The 21,672-nt window shown below is 73.1% G+C and carries 17 protein-coding genes; 7 read left to right on the top strand and 10 right to left on the bottom strand.

Features of this window, described 5'->3' with window-relative positions; all coding sequences use genetic code 11:
• Positions 1 to 38: 38 nt before the first annotated feature.
• Genes ACFV2J_RS26495 through ACFV2J_RS26480 form a run of 4 tightly spaced genes read left to right on the top strand, consistent with a single transcriptional unit; the run spans position 39 to position 4,112 of the window.
• Positions 39 to 1,100 (top strand): ABC transporter permease, encoded by a 1,062-nt coding sequence (locus ACFV2J_RS26495; protein WP_385440984.1) that lies wholly within the window; start codon positions 39 to 41, stop codon positions 1,098 to 1,100.
• Positions 1,101 to 1,123: 23 nt separating this feature from the next.
• The gene (locus tag ACFV2J_RS26490) at positions 1,124 to 2,062 is read left to right on the top strand and encodes an ABC transporter permease (protein ID WP_385090401.1); all 939 of its coding nucleotides are present in this window, start codon (positions 1,124 to 1,126) and stop codon (positions 2,060 to 2,062) included.
• A complete protein-coding gene (locus ACFV2J_RS26485) occupies positions 2,059 to 3,075 on the top strand; it encodes an ABC transporter ATP-binding protein (RefSeq protein ID WP_385090398.1) in 1,017 nt (338 codons plus the stop codon). The genes ACFV2J_RS26490 and ACFV2J_RS26485 overlap by 4 nt, the downstream gene beginning before the upstream one ends.
• A complete protein-coding gene (locus tag ACFV2J_RS26480) occupies positions 3,072 to 4,112 on the top strand; it encodes an ABC transporter ATP-binding protein (protein WP_385090395.1) in 1,041 nt (346 codons plus the stop codon). Before ACFV2J_RS26485 ends, ACFV2J_RS26480 begins: the two co-directional genes overlap by 4 nt.
• A gap of 545 nt (positions 4,113 to 4,657) precedes the next feature.
• Here the strand turns inward: ACFV2J_RS26480 and ACFV2J_RS26475 are convergent.
• The 9 genes from ACFV2J_RS26475 to rimP all read right to left on the bottom strand — a co-directional run bounded on the left by ACFV2J_RS26475 (position 4,658) and on the right by rimP (position 17,359).
• On the bottom strand, positions 4,658 to 5,611 hold the full coding sequence (locus tag ACFV2J_RS26475; RefSeq protein WP_385090392.1) for a bifunctional riboflavin kinase/FAD synthetase: 954 nt from the start codon (positions 5,609 to 5,611) through the stop codon (positions 4,658 to 4,660).
• A 133-nt stretch (positions 5,612 to 5,744) separates the two neighbouring features.
• On the bottom strand, positions 5,745 to 9,842 hold the full coding sequence (locus tag ACFV2J_RS26470; RefSeq protein WP_385090389.1) for a trypsin-like peptidase domain-containing protein: 4,098 nt from the start codon (positions 9,840 to 9,842) through the stop codon (positions 5,745 to 5,747).
• 333 nt (positions 9,843 to 10,175) lie between these two features.
• The gene (gene truB / locus ACFV2J_RS26465; RefSeq protein ID WP_385090386.1) at positions 10,176 to 11,081 is read right to left on the bottom strand and encodes a tRNA pseudouridine(55) synthase TruB; all 906 of its coding nucleotides are present in this window, start codon (positions 11,079 to 11,081) and stop codon (positions 10,176 to 10,178) included.
• The gene (gene rbfA, locus ACFV2J_RS26460) at positions 11,078 to 11,527 is read right to left on the bottom strand and encodes a 30S ribosome-binding factor RbfA (protein WP_385090383.1); all 450 of its coding nucleotides are present in this window, start codon (positions 11,525 to 11,527) and stop codon (positions 11,078 to 11,080) included. Before rbfA ends, truB begins: the two co-directional genes overlap by 4 nt.
• A 33-nt stretch (positions 11,528 to 11,560) precedes the next feature.
• A complete protein-coding gene (locus ACFV2J_RS26455) occupies positions 11,561 to 11,854 on the bottom strand; it encodes a DUF503 domain-containing protein (RefSeq protein WP_153288273.1) in 294 nt (97 codons plus the stop codon).
• Between the two features lie 289 nt (positions 11,855 to 12,143).
• The gene (infB, locus tag ACFV2J_RS26450; protein ID WP_385440976.1) at positions 12,144 to 15,290 is read right to left on the bottom strand and encodes a translation initiation factor IF-2; all 3,147 of its coding nucleotides are present in this window, start codon (positions 15,288 to 15,290) and stop codon (positions 12,144 to 12,146) included.
• 147 nt (positions 15,291 to 15,437) lie between these two features.
• Positions 15,438 to 15,716: a YlxR family protein gene (locus ACFV2J_RS26445; RefSeq protein ID WP_385087748.1), complete on the bottom strand. Its 279-nt coding sequence runs from the start codon at positions 15,714 to 15,716 to the stop codon at positions 15,438 to 15,440.
• Between the two features lie 102 nt (positions 15,717 to 15,818).
• Entirely contained in the window at positions 15,819 to 16,841 is a 1,023-nt protein-coding gene (nusA, locus tag ACFV2J_RS26440; RefSeq protein WP_385087746.1) for a transcription termination factor NusA, read from the bottom strand.
• A gap of 2 nt (positions 16,842 to 16,843) precedes the next feature.
• Positions 16,844 to 17,359, bottom strand: a complete 516-nt coding sequence (rimP, locus tag ACFV2J_RS26435) for a ribosome maturation factor RimP (RefSeq protein WP_385087744.1) — start codon at positions 17,357 to 17,359, stop codon at positions 16,844 to 16,846.
• A 241-nt stretch (positions 17,360 to 17,600) separates the two neighbouring features.
• On the opposite strand from rimP, the gene ACFV2J_RS26430 reads away from it, so the two are divergent.
• From ACFV2J_RS26430 to ACFV2J_RS26420, 3 genes are read left to right on the top strand one after another with little or no spacing between them, the layout of a single operon-like run.
• Positions 17,601 to 18,227 (top strand): hypothetical protein, encoded by a 627-nt coding sequence (locus ACFV2J_RS26430; protein WP_385440972.1) that lies wholly within the window; start codon positions 17,601 to 17,603, stop codon positions 18,225 to 18,227.
• On the top strand, positions 18,224 to 18,763 hold the full coding sequence (locus tag ACFV2J_RS26425) for a ferritin-like domain-containing protein (RefSeq protein ID WP_385087740.1): 540 nt from the start codon (positions 18,224 to 18,226) through the stop codon (positions 18,761 to 18,763). The genes ACFV2J_RS26430 and ACFV2J_RS26425 overlap by 4 nt, the downstream gene beginning before the upstream one ends.
• A gap of 40 nt (positions 18,764 to 18,803) precedes the next feature.
• Positions 18,804 to 19,751 (top strand): aminoglycoside phosphotransferase family protein, encoded by a 948-nt coding sequence (locus ACFV2J_RS26420; RefSeq protein WP_385087738.1) that lies wholly within the window; start codon positions 18,804 to 18,806, stop codon positions 19,749 to 19,751.
• 141 nt (positions 19,752 to 19,892) lie between these two features.
• Here ACFV2J_RS26420 and ACFV2J_RS26415 read toward each other — a convergent pair whose 3' ends face one another.
• Positions 19,893 to 21,584, bottom strand: a complete 1,692-nt coding sequence (locus ACFV2J_RS26415) for a proline--tRNA ligase (protein ID WP_385440967.1) — start codon at positions 21,582 to 21,584, stop codon at positions 19,893 to 19,895.
• Positions 21,585 to 21,672 lie beyond the last annotated feature (88 nt).

The raw sequence follows: 21,672 nt of genomic DNA, 5'->3' as shown, positions 1-21,672 counted from the left end.
CCCCTTGGGCTGTCGGGCCTTTTTTTTTGTTATCCCCGGTGGCCCAACCCCCGGGGGGGGCCGGGCCCCCCCCGGGCCCGGCCGCCGCCGCCCCGTCGGTCCGCGGGCCACGGGCGCGCACCACGACCGCGTATCTGCGTTATGTGGCGGGCAAGTTGGGCGGCGCGGCCGTCTCGCTGCTCGCCGTCCTCGTCACCAGTTTCTTCCTCTTCCGGCTCATCCCCGGCGACCCGGTCAAGTACATGACCGGCGGTCGTCAGGTGTCCGCCGAGCAACTGGCCCACTACCGAGCGGAGTTCGGGCTCGATCTGCCGCTCTGGGAGCAGTTCACGGACTACTGCGGCAAGGCGCTCACCGGTGACCTGGGCACTTCCTACCAGTTCCGGGCCCCGGTCATCGACAAGATCACCGAGGCGCTGCCGAACACCCTGCTCCTGACCGTCACGGCGTTCGTCCTGTACACCGCGCTCGGCATCTTCCTCGGCACCCGCTCCGCCTGGCGCAACGGCGGGGTGAGCGACCGTCTCAACACCGGTCTGGCGCTGACGCTCTACTCGATCCCGTCCTTCTGGCTCGGGCTGCTGCTCATCATCGTCTTCTCGGTGGGCATGGGACCGGTCCCGGGTCTGTTCCCGACCGGCGGCATGGAGTCGGGGGGCAAGGAGGGCTTCGCGTACGTCCTCGACGTCGCCCATCACCTGGTTCTGCCGGTGGTGACGCTGGTCGCCGTCGAGTACGGGCAGACACTGCTGGTCACCCGCTCGGCGCTGCTGGACGAGATGGGCAGCGACTATCTGACCACGGCGCGGGCCAAGGGCCTGCGCGACGATCTCGTACGGCGCCGTCACGCCGTGCCCAACGCACTACTCCCGACGGTCACGCTGATCTTCATCAACCTCGGCCGGACGGTCGCGGGCGTGATCCTCGTCGAGACCGTCTTCTCCTGGCCGGGCCTCGGCGGCCTGTTCTACCAGGCGCTGAGCGTGCCCGATCTGCCGTTGGTCCAGGGCCTGTTCTTCGTCTTCGCGGCGGCGGTGGTCGTGATGAACACGCTGGCAGACCTGATCTATCCGCTGCTGGACCCACGGGTGGGCCGATGACCACGACCGAGTCGGACGGGCCGATGACAACCGAATCCACGACGGCCGAACCGGCCGTCACGGCGGGCGCGAAGAGCCCCCGCACACTCGCCAGGCAACGCCGCCGCAACTCCGCCGTCCGCTTCTGGCGGCAGTACCGCACCCACCGGGCGGGCGTCCTCGGGCTCGCCGCGCTCACGCTCTTCGCCCTGATCGCCCTGACGGCGCCGCTGACCGTCGGCTCCCACGTGCAGAGCGTGACCGACGCGCCGGGCCGTCCGATGGAGAGTCCCAGCGCCCGATTCCCGCTGGGCACCGACCAGTTCGGACGCAATCTGCTCGGACTCGTGGTGTGGGGCGCCCGGGTATCCCTGCTGGTCGGGCTGCTCGCCGCCGTGCTCTCGGTGGCGATCGGCGCCCTCATCGGGATCACCGCGGGCCACTTCCGCGGCTGGTACGCGACCGTGCTGATGCGGATCACGGACTGGTTCCTGGTGATGCCGACCCTGGTCCTCGCGATCGCGCTGGCGACCGTGATGACCCGCTCGCTCGGCACGATCATCCTGGCGATCGGCGTCACCACCTGGCCGACGACGGCCCGGCTGGTCCGCGCGCAGACCCTCGCCGTCGAGTCGCGGCCCTACATCGAGCGGGCCAAGGCACTCGGCGGCGGCCACTGGCACATCATGACGCGGCACGTGCTGCCCAACGTGATGCCGCTGGTACTGGCCCAGACGACCCTGATCATCTCGTCCGCGATCCTCGCCGAGGCGACGCTCGCGTTCCTCGGCCTGGGCGATCCCACGATCGTGTCGTGGGGCGGGCTGCTCCAGGACGCCCGGGAGGCGGGCGCGGTCAGCGCCGGCAAGTGGTGGTACCTGGTTCCGCCGGGGATCGCCATCGCGGTGGTCGCCCTCGCGTTCACCCTGTGCGGGCGTGCCGTCGAGTCGGTCCTCAATCCCAAGCTGGGGGTGACCCGTTGAGCACTCCGGTGCACACTCCCGCCAGGCAGCCCCTGCTGGCGGTCAGGAACCTCGAAGTGACGTACCCGGGCGGGGCGGCCGCCGTACGCGGTGTGGACCTCTCGCTCGACGCCGGGCAGAAGCTCGGCATCGCGGGCGAGTCCGGCTGCGGCAAGTCCACGCTGGCCCTCGCGCTGCTGCGGCTGCTGCCCGCGGGCACCCGCACGAGCGGGGAGATCCTGCTCGACGGCGAGGACGTGCTCACGATGAAATGGGGCCGGGTGCGCGCGGTCCGCTGGGCCGGCGCCTCGATCGTCTTCCAGGGGGCGATGCACTCGCTGAACGCCGTGCACCGCATCGGCGACCAGATCGCCGAGCCGATCCTGCTGCACAAGAAGGCGACCCCGGCGGGCGCCAGGAGGAAGACCGGCGAGCTGCTGGAACACGTGGGCCTGCCCGCCGCCCGCGCGGACGCCTACCCGCACGAACTGTCCGGCGGGCAGCGCCAGCGCGTCATGATCGCCATGGCGCTGGCCTGCGACCCCCGGCTCGTCATCGCCGACGAACCGACCACGGCGCTCGACGTGATGATCCAGGCGCAGATCCTCCGCCTGATCGAACAGCTCGTCAGCGAGCAGGAGTTGGGCCTCCTCATGATCAGCCACGACCTCGCGGTCCTCGCCGACACCTGCGACCGGCTCGCGGTGATGTACGCGGGCCGCGTCGTCGAGGAGGGCCCCGCCCGGCAGGTGTACGACAACGCCCGGCACCCGTACGGCAAGGCCCTGTCCGCGGCCTTTCCGCGCATCGGGGACAGCGCCTCGCGGTTCGCGCCGCGCGGCCTGCCCGGCGATCCCCCGGACCCGTCCGCGCTCCCCTCCGGCTGCACGTTCCACCCCCGGTGCCCGGTGGCGCTGGACTCGTGCGCCGACCAGGACCAGGCACTGCGGGACGCGGGCGCGGGACGGTGGGCGGCCTGCGTGCACGTGGACACGGCCGTGGGAGCGGCAGAGCCAGTCAGGAGCACGCCATGACGAACCCGCCCGCGCCGCCGGCCCCCGTACCGGCGGCGACACCGGCGCCCGCGCCCGCGCCGCCACTGCTGAGCGCGGAGGGACTGCACGTCTCGTTCCCCGGACGGCACGGCGCCGCCCGCGCCCGCGCCGTCGACGGGGTCGACCTCGACATCCGCCGCGGCGAGATCGTGGCGCTGGTCGGCGAGTCCGGCTGCGGCAAGTCGACGCTCGCCCGTTCCCTCCTCGGCCTCGTCCCGCCCACCGGCGGTCGCGTCACCTTCGACGGCGGACCGCTCGACTACTCCTCGCGCGCCCTGAAGGCCTACCGCAAGCGGGTCCAGCTGGTCCTCCAGGATCCGAGCGGCTCGCTCAACCCCCGGCACACCGTGTACGACGCGGTGGCCGAGGGGCTGCGGATCCACGGGTACGGGGGTGACGAACAGGCGGCCGTCGCGGGGGCCCTCTCACGGGCCGGCCTGCGTCCGCCGGAGCGATTCTTCCTGCGCTACCCGCACGAACTGTCCGGGGGCCAGCGCCAGCGCGTCGTCATCGCGGGCGCACTCGTCCTGGAGCCCGAACTCATCGTCGCCGACGAACCGGTGGCCTCCCTCGACGCGTCGGTACGGGGCGAGATCCTCGCCCTGCTCCTGCGGCTGCGCGCCGAACTCGGCCTGTCCGCTCTGGTGGTCACCCACGACCTGGGCCTGGCGTGGAACATCGCCGACCGGGTCGCGGTCATGTACCTCGGCCGGATCGTGGAGACGGGCGAGGTCGCCGAGGTGCTGACGGCACCCCGACACCCGTACACCCAGGCCCTGTTGTCCGTCCTCCCGGAGGCGCCGGGCGCTCCGGTCGTGCTCACCGGCGAGCCCCCGGACCCCTCCCGCATCCCCTCCGGCTGCCGCTTCCACGCGCGCTGCCAGATCCTGGCGGCCGGCGAGGCCGAACGGGCGGGAGTCGCGGACGCGTGCCGCGGGCAGGACCTGCCGGTCCTGGGCGGCGGCGGGGAATCACAGGTGTCGTGCCACTGGGCGGGGGCGCGGATCGGTACGTGAGGCACGTACCGATCCGTGAGGCGTGGGCCGGTGCGTGATGCGCGGATCGGCCCGTGAGGCACGGGCCGCTCCGTGAGGCACGGGCCGCTCCGTGAGGCACGGGCCGCTCCGTGAGGCACGGGCCGCTCCGTGAGGCACGGGCCGCTCCGTGAGGCACGGATCGCTCCGTGATGCGCGGGCCGGTGCATAAGGCGCGGGCCGCTCCGTGATGCGCGGATCGGTACATGAGGCACGGGCCGGTCCGTGAGGCGTGGGCCGGTGCGGGCAACGGGATGACCGGTGGCGGTGGCTCAGGTGGGCGCCTGCCGGGTCGAACGGCAGCGGCCGGCGCCGGGTCGGGTACCGGTGCCTGGTCCAGGTTCGAGTCCTGGACCAGGTCCGGGTCCGGGTCCGGTGCCGGGTCCGGGTCCGGGTCCGGTGCCGGGTCCGGGTCCGGGTCCGGTGCCGGGTCCGGGTCCCGTGACACCGGCGTGGGACCGTCCGGGGAAACAGTCGTGGCCGGTGCCCGGTGAGGGGCGCCGGCCACGCGGCTGTGTGCCGGACGCCTACAGGGTTCCGTACGCCTCGATCAGTTCCAGGGACCGCTTCACGTCGTCGGCGATGGCTTCCAGCAGCGCCTCGATGGAGTCGAAGCGGGCCTGGCCGCGGACGAAGGCGAGGAAGTCGACCGCGACGTGCAGGCCGTACAGGTCGAGGCCGACACGGTCGATGGCGTAGGCCTCCACCGTGCGCTCGGTCCCGTCGAACTGCGGGTTCGTGCCGACGGAGATCGCCGCGGGCATCGCTTCGTCCCCGACGTGCAGCCAGCCCGCGTAGACGCCGTCGGCGGGGATGGCGGTGTGCGGGAGCGTCTCGACGTTGGCCGTGGGGAAGCCGAGCTCGCGGCCGCGCTGGGCGCCGCGGACCACGATGCCCTCGACGCGGTGCGGGCGGCCCAGGATCTCGCGCGCGCCCTCCACGTCGCCCTCGGCGACCAGTCGCCGGGTCATGGTCGAGGAGAAGGGCTCACCGCCGCCGGCCGCACCGCTCACGTACAGCTCCACCACCTCGACCTCGAAGTCGTACGTCTCGCCCTGTTCGCGCAGGAAGTCGACGTTGCCGGCGGCCTTGTGACCGAAGCGGAAGTTCGGGCCCTCCACGACGGCCTTCGCGTGCAACTTGTCGACCAGCACCTTCGCCACGAAGTCGGCGGGCGACAGCTTCGAGAACTCGGTCGTGAAGGGCAGGATCAGCAGCGCGTCGACGCCCAGCTCGGCCATCAGCTCGGCGCGGCGGTGGTGCGGGGCGAGCAGCGGCGGGTGGCTGCCCGGCCGGACGACCTCGCTCGGGTGCGGGTCGAAAGTGACCACGACGGAGGGAACGCCCAGCTCCCGGGCCCGGTCCACCGCGTGCTTGATGATCAGCTGGTGTCCGCGGTGCACCCCGTCGTAGGAACCGATGGTGACGACGCTGCGCCCCCAGTCCTGGGGGATGTCCTCCAAGCCACGCCAGCGCTGCACTGTGACCGCTCCTTGTCGAACCCGTGTCCGTGATTGCCTCATTCGCAGCTCTAAGGGTGCCATGCCGCGTGCTCCCGGTTCGCATCGGCATCGAGCTGTGACGCGGAGCACGAGAACCTGACCAAGGCCTGACTCAGGCGGGGACCCGCACACCGGCCAGATTCTCGATCATGCGGCGGGTGCTCGGGCCGACGACTCCGGCCCACTCCTCGGGGGCGCCGGCCAGCCAGCGGGCGACCACGGCGGCGAATCCCGGCACCTGGCGGGCCAGCTCGACGAGGCCGCGGTCGAAGCCGGTGGCCCCGGTGGGCGTGCGCACCATCAGCCGGCCCACCCGGTTCACCAGCTCCCTGGTGGGTTCCTCGCCCCGGCGGGCCAGGCCCTCCGCGGCGGCCCGAAGCAGGGTTTCGAGGACGGCCGGGTCGCGCTCGTGCGCGAGCAGCAGATCCAGCAGTTCACGCCGCAGCTCCTGGGAGGCACGGCTGCCCGGCGCGGCCAGCACGGTCGCGAGGGCCGCCCGCACCGAGGCCGGACAGCCGATCAGCAGCCCCGTGACCAGCGGGAAGAGCGCCGTGCGTGCGACGGACCCGTGGGCGAGACGACGGTCGACATAGGCGGCCATGTGTGTGGCGGCCTCCGGGCGCAGCTCCACCATCTCCCGTACGAGGGCGGCGACGCGGTGGGCGAGCGCGGGCGTGGTGACGTCGGCGAGCGTGCGCAGCGCCTCCGCCGGGTCCGCGCCGGGCTGCCGCAGCCGGGCCCGGAACGCGGCGATCACCGGGTCGGGGTGCGTGGCGAGGGCGGGCACCAGGGCGCGGGCGGGGAGCTGTGCGTCGCCCGCGGCGAACCGCTCCAGCGCCTGTGGCAGGTAGGCGGCCCGGCTCCGCGGATCGCGTACGAGCAGGCCGAGCGCTCCGCCGTGCAGTGTGCAGTCGGCGGGGCGGGCCAGCAGGGCGAGCGCCGCGTAGCGCAGCAGGGCGCGGTCGGCCTCGGTGCGTACGTGCGGCGCGGCGCGCAGTCCGTACGCCACCGCCGCGACCCGCCGCGCCGGGCGCGTGTCGTGCGCCCACCGGTCGACGGCCCGGCACACCGCCGACGGTTCCTCCTCGGCGAGCGCGGCGAGCAGTTCGTCCGCCCGGCGGTGCGCGCTGTCCACGAGAGCCTCCGCCAGGTCGTCCAGCGCGCGCCGCCGGTGCGCGTAGAGCAGCGCCTGCGCCGCGGTGGCCACCGTCGCGTGGGGCGTCGCGGGCAGGGGGCGGTCGTCGTCGAACCAGGTGATGAGGTGAGGTGCCACGCCGGCGGGATCGGCGGCGAGGAGCCGGGCCACCGCGTCCAGGTAGCGGGGGGTACGGGGGTCTCCTGGCACGGGGAGGCCTTCCGGTACACGGGGGCTTTCCGGTGTGCGGGTGCTCTTCGAGGCCCCGGCGACCACCGGCGTGGGGGTGTCCACCGGCGTGCGGATGTCCTCCGGCGCGCGAGTGCCCGTCGGCGTGCGGCGGAGAGCGATGGTCCGTTCGTCGGGGGCCTCTTCCAGGAGGGCAGTCCCGGCCTGCACCATCGCGGCTGGAACGGTGTCCTTGGGACCCATATCCTCCGGCCCCATGTCGGCCGGAGCCATGTCGACCCCACCCATATCGGCCGGCCCCATGTCGATGGCACCCATGTCGACCCCAGCCATGGCGACCCGAGCCATGGCGACTGGTGCGGCCTCATCCGCGGTGGTGCCGTCCAGCGCCGTCCGACGTGGTGCCTCGTCCGCGACGACCAGGCTCCTGAGCAGGTCGAACCGCTCCGCCGGCGGCAGTGCCAGCGCCTCCCAGAACGCGGGCCCGAACTCCGCCGGCACCCGCCGTCCCTCCGCACGCCACCGCACGATCCGCTCGGCGAGCAGCGCGAGGGTCCCCGCGTACGGGGACGTGTCGGGCAGCCGCACCACGACGTCGCCGAAGAGGCGCGTGGCCCACCAGGCGGGGTCCTCCGGCGGGGCGGGCACGTCCGGCAGGAGGGCGTCCAGGGCGTGGACCAGTTCTTCGAGTCGAGGGGTCAGTGCCGCCGCGCCCTGTTGACGGGCCAGGAGCAGCAGGGCCTCGACGACCGGTCCGATGCGGTGCCGGGGGACGGGGAGGAGACGCGGACCGGTGCGGACGGCGGGCCGGGAGCCACGGGACCGGCGGCGGCGCGACGCGCCCGGCCCGGTCACCGGTCCCGGCGCGGACCGTGGGCCCGTCCCGGCCGGCGACGGTGTCCGCTGGGCGGGAACCCGCTCGGCGTCGGCCCCACGCGGGGACGGCGCGCGGACCCCGGTGGACGGGGCCGTGTCACGGCTCCGGTGGACCAGGGCGTGCAGGGCCGCGTCCAGGTCCAGGTGGGTGCCCTGGATCCAGTCGGCGAGTTCCTCGTGGGCGAAGCGGTAGCCGTTGCCGGCGGGGACCAGGAGGCGCTCGGTGAGGACGGCGGAGGCCCAGCCGGTGGTCCGGCCGGAACGGCGCCCCGGAGCGGGACCCCACGGGAAGACCGCTTCGAAGGACTCGCGGTCCAACTGGCCCTGCCCCGGACCCAGACACCGCCGCGCGGCCTCGTGCACCCGACCGGAGACCTGCGCGGCGAGGCGCCGTACGGCGTTGCCGCGCAGCCCGTTCGCCGCCGCGAGCCGGACCGCGACGCGCAGGCACATCAGGTCCAGATGGGCGCCGAGGACGTCGTGCCGGTCGAGCCGGCCGGGCGGGGCGTCCGGCAGCGCGGCGCGCACCTCGGCCAGCAGGCGCAGGGTCAGCGGGTGCCGCGCGTCGGCGGCCCCCAGCGTGCCCTCGGGGATCCCGGCCCCGGCCCGGATCCGCCGTGCCTCCTCCTCCGTGAGATCACCCAGCAGGACGCACGGTGGCCCCGGCGGCTGCGGCTCGGCCCAGGCTCCCCGGTGCAGGAGCTCCGCGGGGAAGTGCTCCCCCGTCTGCTCCCAGTACTCCGGCCGGCAGGCGACGACGAGCCGCGCCCCGGTCTCCCCCAGCCACTCGGCCGTCCCCGCCGTCCAGTCGGACATCCGGTGGGCGAGGGCGGACGGCATCTCCTCGGGGCCGTCGAGCAGGAGCAGCAGCGGCCGTCCGGCGCCCCGGGCGAGCGAGGCGACGCGCTCCGGGCCGATGTCGCCCAGCTCACCGCCGTACCCGCCGGGGGGCAGCACCTCCGAGTCGCCGGGCGTCCCTTCCCGCGAGGCCGCCACGATCCGTCCCGCCCGTTCCAGCGCCCGTGCCGCCGCGTCGGCGACGGAGGTGTCCGTGGCGAGAAGGTCGGCTCCCCGCAGCCAGAGCGTGGGGGCCGGTTCCGCGCCGCCGGTGCGGCGGGCGGCGAGGGCGGCCAGTTCCGTCGTACGGCCGCTGCCGGGTGGGCCGACCAGCCCGAGTACGGCGGCCGGACCGCGCACGAAGGCCTCGAACTCCCTGACGACGGCGCTCCGTTCGACGATGGTGGACGATTCCGCACCGGTGCCGGACGGGGGCACCGCACCCGGCCCGTCCGAGCCGACCGAGGTCGCCGTGAGCTCCAGCACCCCGGCCGGATTGAGGTCGGCGCCGTACGCGGGCACGGTCGCGGCGTTGCGGGCCAGCAGCGCGGCGAGCGGGCCCCGCACGCCGGGTGTCCGCAGGGGCACGGCGAACCGCGCCGCGGGGTGCTCGCCGTGCAGCGCGGTGCCCACGACGCCGATCACCGCCCCGGTCGACAGGTCGAGCACCGGGCCTCCGGCCGCCCCGCCACCGAGTCGGAGCGCGTCCGCGCCCGCCGTGCCGATGGCCAGCTCCAGCGCCTCGCCGAGGACGTGGAATCGGTCGGTGGCGGTGTACGTCACGGCGGTGGTGCCGAGCACCCGTGCCTCGCGCCAGCCGCCCGCGGCGAGCCGGACGTACGCCCCGGTCCCGACCCGGTCCCGCACGGTGACGGGGAGCGGATCGAGGCCGAGTCCCTCGGTGCGGACGAGTGCCAGATCCACGGCGGGCAGGGGGGTCACGGCGTCGGCGTCCACCACGCAGCTGCGGTCGCCGGGGGCGTGGAGGACGAGGCGGGCCAGACCGTCCACGGCCTCGTGGCTGGTGATCACCGTGCCGAGGTGGTCGGCGACGAAACCCGTACCGCGCGGGCGTCCGGCCAGGTCGCAGATGCGCACCACGCCTTCGTCCCGCGCGCGGCCGATGGCGTCCGCCGCCTGCTCGTCCCCGGTCCGCGGGCCTCGTCCCGCCATGTTCGAACCTCCCCGCCGCGCTCCGATCCTCCGACGGTAGGCGCGAGGTGATCAGCGGGACAGATCGCATGGTGAACGCGCCCCCTTCCGCTCCCTCGGTTCACTCCGAGCGCCTGCCCGAAGGGGTGAACAGGGCCGTGCGGATGGATAGACCCTTGGGTGGGGGAACCGAGGGGGGACCATGGAGCGGCGGGCACGAAGCCCCGTGACCGCCGCTCCACGGGCGAGTGCCACTTCGCCGGCGCGCCGAGGGCGCCTGGGCCCGCTCGCGCGAAAGCCGTGGAGCCACACGGGCTTCGCGGGCACCGCCGGCTTCGCGGGACGGCGCGGGCCTCAGCCGAAGACGGCGAGGCTCTTGGCCTTCCCCTTCTGCTCCTCCACCAGCGCCAGGAACTGCCCCGCCGGATCGAAGACGGCCACGGCGCCCACCCCCGCGTACTCCTCGGGGATCTCCAGACGCACGCCGTTGAGCAGCAGCCGCGCCCGTCTGTCGTCCACGTCCCAGCGCGGGAACGCGGCCGTGGCGGCCTCCGCGACCGGCATCACGGTCAGCTCCTCCTGGAGCTGGTCGAGGGTGCGCGCGCCGTCCAGCTTGTACGGGCCGACGCGGGTGCGGCGCAGGGCGGTGAGATGGCCGCCGACGCCCAGGTCCGCGCCGAGGTCGCGGGCGAGCGCCCGGATGTACGTCCCGGACGAGCAGACCACGGAGACGACCAGGTCCAGGACGGGCGTGCCGTCCTCGGCCACGGCCTCCCGGACGTCGTACACGGTGAACGACGAGATCGTCACCGGGCGGGCCGGGATCTCGAAGTCCTCGCCCTCACGTGCCCGCTTGTAGGAACGCACGCCGTCGATCTTGATGGCGCTGACCTTGGACGGCACCTGCATGATGGCGCCGCTGAGCTTGGCGATCCCGGCGTCGACGGCTTCCCGGGTCACCCCGGAGGCGTCGGTGGAGGAGGTGAGGTCACCCTCGGCGTCGTCCGTCAGCGTGTTCTGGCCGAGCCGGATCGTACCGAGGTACTCCTTCTCGGTGAGCGCGAGGTGCCCGAGGAGCTTGGTGGCCTTCTCGACGCCGAGGACGAGCACGCCCGTCGCCATGGGGTCGAGGGTGCCGGCGTGGCCGACGCGACGGGTCTTCGCGATGCCCCGCATCTTGGCGACCACGTCGTGCGAGGTGAAGCCCGACGGCTTGTCCACGATGACAAGCCCGTCGGGCGTCCGGAGCTTCTGGGTCATTCGGCGGCGTCGTCCTCGTCCTCGTCGCCCGGCTTCTTGTACGGGTCCGCTTCACCGGCGAAGGTGGCTCCCGCCGAGACCTCGCGGACCTTGGCGTCGGAGGCCCGTGCCTTGTCGAGCAGGTCCTCGATGGTCTTGGCGGTGTCCGGCAGGGCGTCCGCGACGAAGGTCAGGGTCGGGGTGAACTTCACGCCCGCCGCCGCGCCGACCGCGGAGCGGAGCACGCCCTTGGCGCTCTCCAGGCCCGCGGCCGCGGCCGCGCGCTCCTCGTCGTCCCCGTACACCGTGTAGAAGACGGTCGCCTCCCGGAGGTCCCCGGTGACCCGGGTGTCCGTGATGGTGACGTGGGTGCCGAGCCGCGGGTCCTTGATCCCGCGCTGCAGCTTCTGGGCCACGACCTCTCGGATGAGGTCCGCCAGCCTCTTGGCACGCGCGTTGTCGGCCACTGGTCCGTCTCCTTCTTCGCCTTGCTTGTTTCGTCAGTCTTCGTCTGTGTGGAGCCTGCGCCGTACCGACAGCAGTTCCACCTCCGGCCGTGCAGCGACGAACCGTTCGCACCGGTCCAGTACGTCGGTGAGGTGCTCGGTGTCCCCGGAGACCACCGCGAGGCCGATCTCGGCCCTGCGGTGAAGGTCCTGGTTGCCCGTCTCCGCCACGCTGACCGCGTACTTCCGCCGGAGTTCGGCGACGATCGGGCGGACGAGAGAGCGCTTCTCCTTGAGCGAGTGGACATCGCCGAGGAGCAGATCGAAGGACAGCGTCCCCACATACATGTGTAACCGGATGTCCCGCCGGTACGGGATAGATGGCCTGCCAACAACACTTGGCAGGGACATCAGAACCGTACAACGAACCGGTGGGATGCTCGCCGGGGTTTTCCGCCCCTGCATCCTCGCGGGGCTCCGCCCCGGACCCCGTGGGTCGTTTCCCGGTCGCGGCCTGGAGGGGCCGGTCGCGCAGTTCCCCGCGCCCCTCGGAAGGGGCGCGGGGAACCGCACGGCCTTTTGAACGGCGAGCCGGCCGGCGGTGACTTCTCACCACCGGCCGGCTCGCGCCACTGCCTTACGACCGCGGCTTCTCGCGCATCTCGTACGTCGCGATGACGTCGTCGACCTTGATGTCGTTGAAGTTGCCGAGGTTGATACCGCCCTCGAACCCTTCGCGGATCTCGGTGACGTCGTCCTTGAAGCGACGCAGCCCGGAGATGTTGAGGCTCTCCGCAATGACCTTGCCGTCGCGGATGAGGCGCGCCTTGGTGTTGCGCTTGACCTCGCCCGAGCGGACCAGGACACCGGCGATGTTGCCCAGCTTGGACGACTTGAAGACCTCGCGGATCTCCGCCGTGCCGAGCTCGACCTCCTCGTACTCCGGCTTGAGCATGCCCTTGAGGGCCGCCTCGATCTCCTCGATGGCCTGGTAGATCACCGAGTAGTACCGGACGTCGACGCCCTCGCGCTCCGCCATCTGCGCCGCGCGGCCCGCGGCGCGGACGTTGAAGCCGATGACGATGGCGTCGGAGCCGGTCGCCAGGTTGATGTCGGACTCGGTGACCGCACCCACACCGCGGTGCAGGACACGGATGTCGACCTCGTCGCCGACGTCGAGCTGGAGCAGCGAGGACTCGAGAGCCTCCACCGAACCGGACGCGTCGCCCTTGATGATGAGGTTGAGTTCCTGCACCAGACCGGCCTTGAGGGCCTCGTCCAGGTTCTCCAGGGAGAACCGGACACCCCGGCGGGCGAAGTTGGCGTTGCGCTCGCGCGCCGCCCGCTTCTCGGCGATCTGACGCGCCGTGCGGTCCTCGTCGACGACGAGGAAGTTGTCGCCGGCGCCCGGGACGTTGGTGAGACCCAGGACCAGGACGGGGGTCGACGGACCCGCTTCCTCGACGTTGTTGCCGTTGTCGTCGAGCATCGCCCGGACACGGCCGTACGCGTCGCCGACCACCATGGTGTCGCCGATGCGCAGCGTTCCGCGCTGGACCAAGACCGTCGAAACGGCACCGCGGCCGCGGTCGAGGTGGGACTCGATCGCAATACCCTGCGCGTCCTGCTCCGGGTTGGCCCGCAGGTCGAGCGAGGCGTCCGCGGTCAGGACCACGGCCTCCAGCAGGGCGTCGATGTTCAGACCCTGCTTCGCGGAGATGTCGACGAACATCGTGTCGCCGCCGTACTCCTCGGCCACCAGACCGAACTCGGTGAGCTGACCGCGCACCTTCGTCGGGTCGGCACCCTCGACGTCGATCTTGTTGACCGCGACCACGATCGGCACGTCGGCCGCCTTGGCGTGGTTCAGCGCCTCGATCGTCTGGGGCATCACGCCGTCGTTGGCCGCCACCACGAGGATCGCGATGTCGGTCGACTTGGCACCACGGGCACGCATGGCGGTGAACGCCTCGTGACCGGGGGTGTCGATGAAGGTGATCCTGCGCTCTTCACCGTTGACCTCGGTCGCGACCTGGTACGCACCGATGTGCTGCGTGATACCGCCGGCCTCGCCCGCGACGACGTTCGTCTTGCGGATGGTGTCGAGAAGGCGGGTCTTACCGTGGTCGACGTGACCCATGACGGTCACGACCGGCGGACGGACCACGAGGTCGTCCTCGTCGCCCTCGTCCTCGCCGAACTCGATGTCGAAGGACTCGAGCAGCTCGCGGTCCTCCTCCTCGGGGCTGACGATCTCGAGGACGAAGTTCATCTCGTCCGCGAGGAGCTTCAGCGTCTCGTCGGAGACGGACTGCGTGGCAGTGACCATCTCGCCGAGGTTCATCATCACGCCGACGAGCGACGCCGGGTTGGCGCCGATCTTCTCGGCGAAGTCGGTGAGGGACGCACCGCGCGACAGGCGGACGGACTGTCCGTTGCCGCGAGGCAGCATCACGCCGCCGACCGACGGGGCCTGCATGGCCTCGTACTCCTGGCGCCTCTGCCGCTTCGACTTGCGACCACGACGCGCCGGACCGCCGGGACGGCCGAACGCACCCTGCGTGCCACCACGGCCACCGGGACCACCCGGACGACCGCCGAAGCCGGGACGGCCACCGCCGCCGCCACCCGGACCACCGGGACGACCGGCGAAACCGCCGCCACCGCCACCGGGACCGGCCGGACGACCGGCGAAACCGCCACCGCCGCCACCCGGACGACCGGCGAAGCCGCCGCCACCCGGACGACCGCCGCCGCCACCGGGACCACCGGGACGACCGCCGCCGCCACCGGGACCGCGGCCACCGGGGCCGCCACCGGGACGCGGGCTGCCCGCAGCGGGACGCTGCGGCATCATGCCGGGGTTCGGACGGTTGCCACCGGGGCCACCGCCGGGACGCGGAGCGCCACCCTGCGGACGGGGCATGCCGCCCGGGGTCGGACGGGCACCGCCCGGACCGCCCTGCGGACGCGGAGCGCCGCCGGGACCGCCCTGGGGACGGGGACCGCGGTCCTGACCGCCCGCGCCCTGCGGACGCGGACCACCGGGAGCACCGGCACCGCCGGGACGCGGGGCGCCACCCGGACGGGGCGCCTGCGGGCGCGCCATTCCGGTGGAGCCACCCGAGGTGAAGGGGTTGTTGCCCGGACGGGGACCGGCCGGACGGGCGCCGGGACGCGCGGACTGGCCGCCGGGACGCGGGGCGCCCTGACGGTCGCCGCGCTCGGGGCGCTCGGGACGGTCGCCACGGCCCTGGCCACCCTGGCCGGGACCACCGGCGGGACGGGCACCGGGACGCGGAGCCTGGCCACCGGGACGCGGGGCGGAACCCGGACGGGGACCCGCGGCCGGAGCCGAGGGAGCCGACGGGGCCGACGGGGGCGCGGTGAACTCGGGTGCGGCCGGCGCCGGAGCCGCGGGAGCGGGCTTCGGAGCGGGCTTGGGACCCGGGGTCGGACGCGGACCCGGCGCGGCCGGGGTGACCGGCGCGGCGGCGGGCCGCTCGGAAACGGCCGGCTTCGGGGCCGGCGGCCGCGGGGCGGCCGGACGGGCCGCCTGCGCGGGAGAGGGGGCTGCCGGCCTAGCCGGGGCAGCCTTGCGTGCGGCGGGCTTGCCGCCACCGTTGCCCTGCTGGAGGGCGTCGGTCAGCTTGCGTACTACGGGCGCCTCGATCGTCGACGACGCCGAACGGACGAATTCACCGAGCTCCTGGAGCTTGGCCATGACGACCTTGCTCTCAACCCCGAACTCCTTGGCGAGTTCGTATACCCGGACCTTAGCCACTTCGCTCCTTTTAGGTCCGGGTTGCGTCCGGACCGTCGCTACTTCATGGGCGTACTCATCGCGTGCTCATCGAGTGCTCATCGCAATCTCGACCTACTTCCAACTCGCGGGGTACCAGGGCCGTACGGGGGTTCCGCACGACACGTCTTACGGTGTTGCCTGCTCGACGCAGAGGCGCAACGCCGCTGTGTCGAGCACTCCCTGGGCACGCAGCGCCCTTGGGAACGCCCGGCGGCGTACCGCCAGGTCCAAACAGACCAGGGCGGGGTGTACATACGCACCCCGGCCGGGCAGCGTACCGCGATGATCGGGGACGCATTCACCCTCGATCGCCACGACCCGCAGCAGATCAGTCTTGGCCGCTCGCTCCCGGCACCCCACACAGGTGCGTTCAGGGCATGCGCGGGCTCGCGTCCGGCCAGACACTCTTAAGTCTACCTCTCCGCACCGACCTCACCCCTTTGGGGCAAGAATCGAACAGTTGCTGTGCAGATAACTGTCGTGATCCAAGCCACTCGCGGCTCGGATCTATTCCCCGTTCCGGTCCCCGCGCCGCTCGGCGGGCTGCTCCGAGGGCTGCTCGGTGTCCGGACGGATGTCGATACGCCAGCCGGTGAGGCGGGCCGCGAGGCGGGCGTTCTGGCCCTCCTTGCCGATCGCCAGTGACAGCTGGTAGTCGGGGACCGTCACCCGCGCGGAGCGGGCCGCAAGGTCGACGACCTCGACCTTGGAGACACGGGCCGGGGACAGCGCGTTCGCCACCATCTCGGCCGGGTCGTCCGACCAGTCGACGATGTCGATCTTCTCGCCGTTCAGCTCGGCCATCACGTTGCGCACCCGGCCGCCCATGGGACCGATGCAGGCGCCCTTGGCGTTCAGGCCCGAACGGGTGGAACGGACGGCGATCTTCGTACGGTGGCCGGCCTCGCGGGCGATGGCGGAGATCTCGACGGAACCGTCGGCAATCTCCGGCACCTCCAGCGCGAAGAGCTTCTTCACCAGGGCCGGGTGCGTACGCGACAGCGTCACGGACGGACCGCGCACACCCTTCGCCACCCGGACGACGTACGAGCGCAGCCGCAGGCCGTGCTGGTAGGTCTCGCCGGGGACCTGCTCCTGCACGGGCAGGATGGCCTCCAGCTTGCCGATGTCGACGAGCACGTTCTTCGGGTCGCGTCCCTGCTGGACCACGCCCGTCACGATGTCGCCCTCACGTCCGGCGTACTCGCCGAGCGTCGCGTCGTCCTCCGCGTCCCGCAGACGCTGCAGGATCACCTGCTTGGCGGTGGTCGCGGCGATCCGGCCGAAGTCCGACGGGGTGTCGTCGAACTCGCGGATCTCCTGCCCCTCCTCCAGGTCCTCGGGGTCCTCCTTCGCCCACACGGTCACATGACCGGTCTCCCGGTCGAGCTTCACGCGCGCGTGGCGGCGGCTTCCCTCGGTGCGGTGGTAGGCGATGAGGAGGGCCGACTCGATCGCCTCGACCAGCAGGTCGAAGGAGATCTCCTTCTCCCGTACCAAACCCCGCAGGGCACTCATGTCGATGTCCACGGCTACGCCTCCTCTGCGTTCTCTTCGGTCTCTTCGTTCTTGCTCTTGCGGTTGAACTCGACCTGGACGCGGGCCTTGGCGATGTCCGTGAGGGCGAGTCGCCTGGTGGTGGGCCTGCGCCCCTTCACACCCGGCACTTCCAGGTCGAGGCCGTCGTCGTCGGCCTTCAGGATGCGGGCGACCAGCTCCGCGCCGTCCCCCAGCTGGAACTTCACCAGCCGGTCCGTGGCGCGTACGTAGTGTCGGTGCTCCTTGAGCTCACGCTCGGCACCGGGGGTTCCGACCTCGAGGGTGTACTCGCCCTCGCCCATCGCGTCGCTCTCGTCGAGCTTCGCCGAGAGCGCGCGGCTCACATCGGCGATCTGGTCCAGGTCCGCACCGGCGTCCGAGTCGACGACCACACGCAGCACGCGCTTGCGTCCGACCGAGTCCACCTCGATCTCTTCCAGGTCGAGTCCCTGGGAGCTGACGAGCGGTTCCAGAAGTTCTCGCAGCCTCTCGCTCTGGGTGGTGCTCATCCGGGTGACTCCTCGGCCGCGTGTGCTGTTGTGGGTTGGTCGCGTGTCTGGTCAAAGGGTATCCGGTCGCAGGGGGTGTTGCCGTCCATCGGGGCGGGCGGGGGAAGGGCCGGCGGCCGCGCGGGAACCGGCCCGGCGGAGGCGGGGGAGAGCCGCTGGCGGGCGCCGGGTCCCGGCGCGGGTACCGTGATCACGGGCGCGCCGCCCTCCCGTTCGTACGAGCCTTCCGAGGACGTCTGCCGTGTCGTTCACCCCGCCGTCCCGCACCCCGTCGGGTCCGCGCCGCAGGAGCCTGCTCACGTCGGCCGCGGGTGCCGCCGTGCTCGTGGGCTGTTCCCCTCCCGAGTCGTCGTCCCCCGGCACCGCGGACCGCGGCCCCTCGGCCGCGGACGCCGCACGCGCGCGCGCCGCCCGCGACAGCGAGACGCTCGCGGCGCGCTACGCCGCCGTGATCGCCGCCCATCCGTCGCTGGCGAAACGGCTGGACCCGCTGCTGACCGAGGTCGTGCGGCACGCGCAGGCGTTCGGCGGCACCGCGCACCGGCCGTCGGCCTCACCGTCCGCCTCTCCGTCCCTCTCGCCGTCCACCCCTCCCTCCGCGTCCTCCTCGGGCTCCGCTTCCGCGTCCGCGTCGGCCTCCCTCTCCGCCACCGCCTCCTCCTCCGCTCCGGCTTCCGCGGGTGCCTCGCCCGCCGTGCCGGCCCGCGGGAAGGACGCCCTCGCCGACCTCGCGGCCGCCGAACTCGCCCTGGTGGACCGGCGGACGAGAGCCCTGCTGGACGTGCCGGGAGAGCTGGCCCGACTGCTGGCCTCGGTGGCGGCGGCCGGGGCGGCCCACGCGTTTTTGCTGACCAAGGAGGCGAAATGAGCTCGACGGGGGCGACGGAACCGGCCGGGAAGGCCGAGGAGAGCCGGAGTGCCGGGACGGCCGGACCGGCCGGTCACGGGAGCAGGACGGCGGAGCTGACGGCCCTGCAGGCCGCCCTGTCCGCCGAGCACGCCGCGGTGTACGGGTACGGAGTCGTCGGCGGCAGGATCGGCGGGTCCCGCCGGACCGAGGCCCGCGCCGCGTACGACGCGCACCGTGCGCGCCGCGACGAACTGGCCCGCGCCATAAGGGACCTGGGCGGGCAGCCCGCGCCCGCGGCGGCGGCGTACGCGCTGCCCTTCGCCGTCGAGGACTCCGGCGCGGCCGTACGGTTCGCCGCGGAGCTGGAGGAACGCGTGGCCGGGATCTACTCCGACCTGGTGCGCGCCTCCTCGGGCGACCGGCGGCGCTCGGCGGCCGAGGCGCTGCGGGAGGCGGCAGTGCGGGGCGTGCGCTGGCGCGGGGAGAGCGTAGCCTTCCCTGGTCTCGCCGAGCGGACGGCCGCCTCGTTCGCGGCGGCACCCTCGCACACGTGACGCGACTCTCGGAAGGAACCCCTCCCCCATGGACTCCCGCATGGCTTTCGAACCGCCGCAGCGCCTGGTACGGGCGCTCGGCGAGGCGCAGCGGGGCGGGGCCGACGGGACCAAGGCGGACGACGGGTCGGGCAAGTGGCTGGACGAGCTGGCCGGAGCGGTTCAACAGACGGTCGCCCTACGCGAGTTGACCGTGGAGCGGGTGCAGGCGCCCGGCGGCCGCAGCAGTCTGGTCGTGCTGGTGCGGCAGGCCGACGGAACGCCCGCGGTGCTGAAACTGGCGCCGGAGCGGGCTCGTCCGGAGAGCGAGCGGGCCGCGCTCGCGCACTGGGGCGGGCGGGGCGCCGTGCGGCTCCTGCCTCCGCTCGGCGCGGTGGGCGACGTCCACGGAAGTCTGCTGCTGGAGCGGTTGCGGCCCGATCTGTCCGTGCGGTCGCTGCCGGAGGCGAAGGCGTTGCTGGAGGCGGCCGGTACGCTGCGGCGGCTGTGGGTCGAACCGCCCGCCGCGCAGGTGCACGCCTTCGAGACGGTGGCCGAGCGGACCGGGCGGCAGGCCGAGGCGATGCGGGCCGCGGCGGACACCGACGCCGAGGTCGTGGAACTGGTGGACGCGGCGCTCGCGGCCCGCGCGGAGCTGATCGCCGGCCCGCCCGAGGAGCGGCTGCTGCACGGCACCTTCCGGCAGAGCAAGGTGCTCGCCGGTGAGCGCATGCCCTGGCTGGCCGTGGGCCCGGACCCGGTGATCGGTGAGTGCGCCTTCGATCTGGCCCGGCTGGTCCGTGACCGGGTGGAGGACCTGATCGCCTCGCCCTCGGGGGCCTCGATCACCCGGCGGCGGGTGAAGCGGCTCGCCGAGTCGCTGGAGGTGGACCAGGAGCGGCTGCGCGGCTGGACCCTGTTCCGGGCGGTGGAGTCGGGGGTGCGGGCCCGGCGGGTGGGGCGTGAGCAGGACGCCGAACTGCTGCTGGAGTTCGCCGGCTGGCTCTGAACCGGCGGACCTGGCGGCCTGTTCCGGCCACCCGGCGAGCACCCCCTGGCGGCGGCTCGCAGGACGGACCTCCGGCTGCGGCCGGGGCCGTGGTGACCCCGGCCGGACCGTCCGTCCCGCCGTCCTGCCCGCCCGGCTCGGTCAGGCCGTCAGCCGCGCGATCGCCTCGTCGACGGTCAGTTCCTCGCGCTCGCCGGTGCGGCGGTCCTTCAGCTCCAGGACGCCCTCGGCCGAGCGGCGCCCGGCGACCAGGATCTTCGGCACGCCGATGAGTTCGGCGTCCGTGAACTTCACGCCCGGGGAGACACCGGCGCGCTCGTCCACCAGGACCCGCACGCCCGCGGCGCCCAGCTTCTCGGAGACGTCGAGGGCCAGCTCGGTCTGCAGCGCCTTGCCCGCGGCGACGACGTGGACGTCGGCGGGGGCGATCTCCTTGGGCCAGCACAGACCCTGCTCGTCCGCCGACTGCTCGGCGAGCGCCGCCACCGCGCGCGAGACGCCGATGCCGTAGGAACCCATGGTCACGCGGACCGGCTTGCCCTGCTGGCCGAGGACGTCGAGCTGGAAGGTGTCGGCGTACTTGCGGCCGAGCTGGAAGATGTGGCCGATCTCGATGGCGCGGCCCAGCTTCAGGCCGGCGCCGCAGGACGGGCAGGGGTCGCCCTCCTGCACCACGACGACGTCGAGGTAGTCGTCGACCTCGAAGTCACGGCCCGCGACGACGTTCTTCGCGTGCGTGTCGGCCTTGTTGGCACCGGTGACCCATGCCGTGCCCGGGGCCACCCGCGGGTCGGCGATGTAACGGACCTTCTCCAGGCCCTGCGGGCCCACGTAACCCCGGACGAGGTCGTCGCGGCCTTCGAAGTCCTCGGCCGTCACCAGTTCCACGACGGCGGGCGCGAGGTGCTCGCCCAGCTTGCCGAGGTCGACCTCGCGGTCGCCGGGGACGCCGACGGCGACGATCTCGCCGTCGACCTTGACCAGCAGGTTCTTGAGGGTGGCGGAGGCCGGGACGCCGAGGTGCCGGGCGAGCGTCTCGATGGTCGGGGTGTCGGGGGTGTCCAGCTCCTCGACCGGGCCGTGCTCGCCGGCGACGGGCGTGAGCTTGAAGGTCACGGCCTCCGTGTTGGCGGCGTAGTCGCAGGCCGGGCAGTCCACGAAGGTGTCCTCGCCGGCGTCGGCGGGGGCGAGGAACTCCTCGGAGGCGGAGCCGCCCATGGCGCCCGAGACCGCCGACACGATGCGGTAGTCGAGACCCAGCCGGGCGAAGATCTTCTGGTACGCGGCGCGGTGCAGCGCGTAGGACTCGGCCAGACCCTCGTCCGTGGTGTCGAAGGAGTACGAGTCCTTCATCTGGAACTCGCGGCCGCGCAGCACGCCGGAACGCGGGCGGGCCTCGTCGCGGTACTTGGTCTGGATCTGGTACAGCATGACCGGCAGGTCCTTGTAGGACGCGACCTGGTCCTTCACCACCAGGGTGAAGATCTCCTCGTGCGTGGGGCCGAGCAGGTACTCGCCGCCCTTGCGGTCCTTGAGGCGGAACAGCAGGTCGCCGTACTCCTCCCAGCGCGCCGAGGCCTCGTAGGGCTCCTTCGGCAGGAGGGCCGGCAGCAGGACCTCCTGGGCGCCGATGGCGTCCATCTCCTCGCGCACGACCCGGGAGATGTTGTCGAGGACCTTCTTGCCGAGCGGCAGCCAGGTCCAGATGCCCGCGGCGTTGCGGCGCACATAGCCGGCGCGGACGAGGAGCTTGTGGCTGAGCGTCTCGGCGTCCGCCGGGTCGTCACGCAGTGTCTTGACCATCAAACGGGACATGCGCTGGACCTGGGCCATGGTTCTCGACTCCTGCTGCGTAAGGGTGATGGCAAGGAGGTTAGCCGGGGGGCCGCCGTCCCCGGAAATCCGTTTCGCCCCGGGCCGC

This window comes from Streptomyces sp. NPDC059668, assembly GCF_042734135.1.
Classification (GTDB): Bacteria; Actinomycetota; Actinomycetes; order Streptomycetales; family Streptomycetaceae; genus Streptomyces.
Note: the sequence above shows the minus strand (reverse complement) of the source record. Positions and strands in the feature narration are given on the sequence as shown.

Bases quoted from the DNA above. Each gene is read 5' to 3' on its own strand.
- ACFV2J_RS26490 (WP_385090401.1), top strand. From the start codon at position 1,124: ATGACAACCGAATCCACGACGGCCGAACCGGCCGTCACGGCGGGCGCG.
- ACFV2J_RS26480 (WP_385090395.1), top strand. From the start codon at position 3,072: ATGACGAACCCGCCCGCGCCGCCGGCCCCCGTACCGGCGGCGACACCG.
- ACFV2J_RS26470 (WP_385090389.1), bottom strand. From the start codon at position 9,842: ATGGCGGGACGAGGCCCGCGGACCGGGGACGAGCAGGCGGCGGACGCC.
- truB (WP_385090386.1), bottom strand. From the start codon at position 11,081: ATGACCCAGAAGCTCCGGACGCCCGACGGGCTTGTCATCGTGGACAAG.
- ACFV2J_RS26455 (WP_153288273.1), bottom strand. From the start codon at position 11,854: ATGTATGTGGGGACGCTGTCCTTCGATCTGCTCCTCGGCGATGTCCAC.
- rimP (WP_385087744.1), bottom strand. From the start codon at position 17,359: ATGAGCACCACCCAGAGCGAGAGGCTGCGAGAACTTCTGGAACCGCTC.
- ACFV2J_RS26425 (WP_385087740.1), top strand. From the start codon at position 18,224: ATGAGCTCGACGGGGGCGACGGAACCGGCCGGGAAGGCCGAGGAGAGC.
- ACFV2J_RS26420 (WP_385087738.1), top strand. From the start codon at position 18,804: ATGGCTTTCGAACCGCCGCAGCGCCTGGTACGGGCGCTCGGCGAGGCG.
- ACFV2J_RS26415 (WP_385440967.1), bottom strand. From the start codon at position 21,584: ATGGCCCAGGTCCAGCGCATGTCCCGTTTGATGGTCAAGACACTGCGT.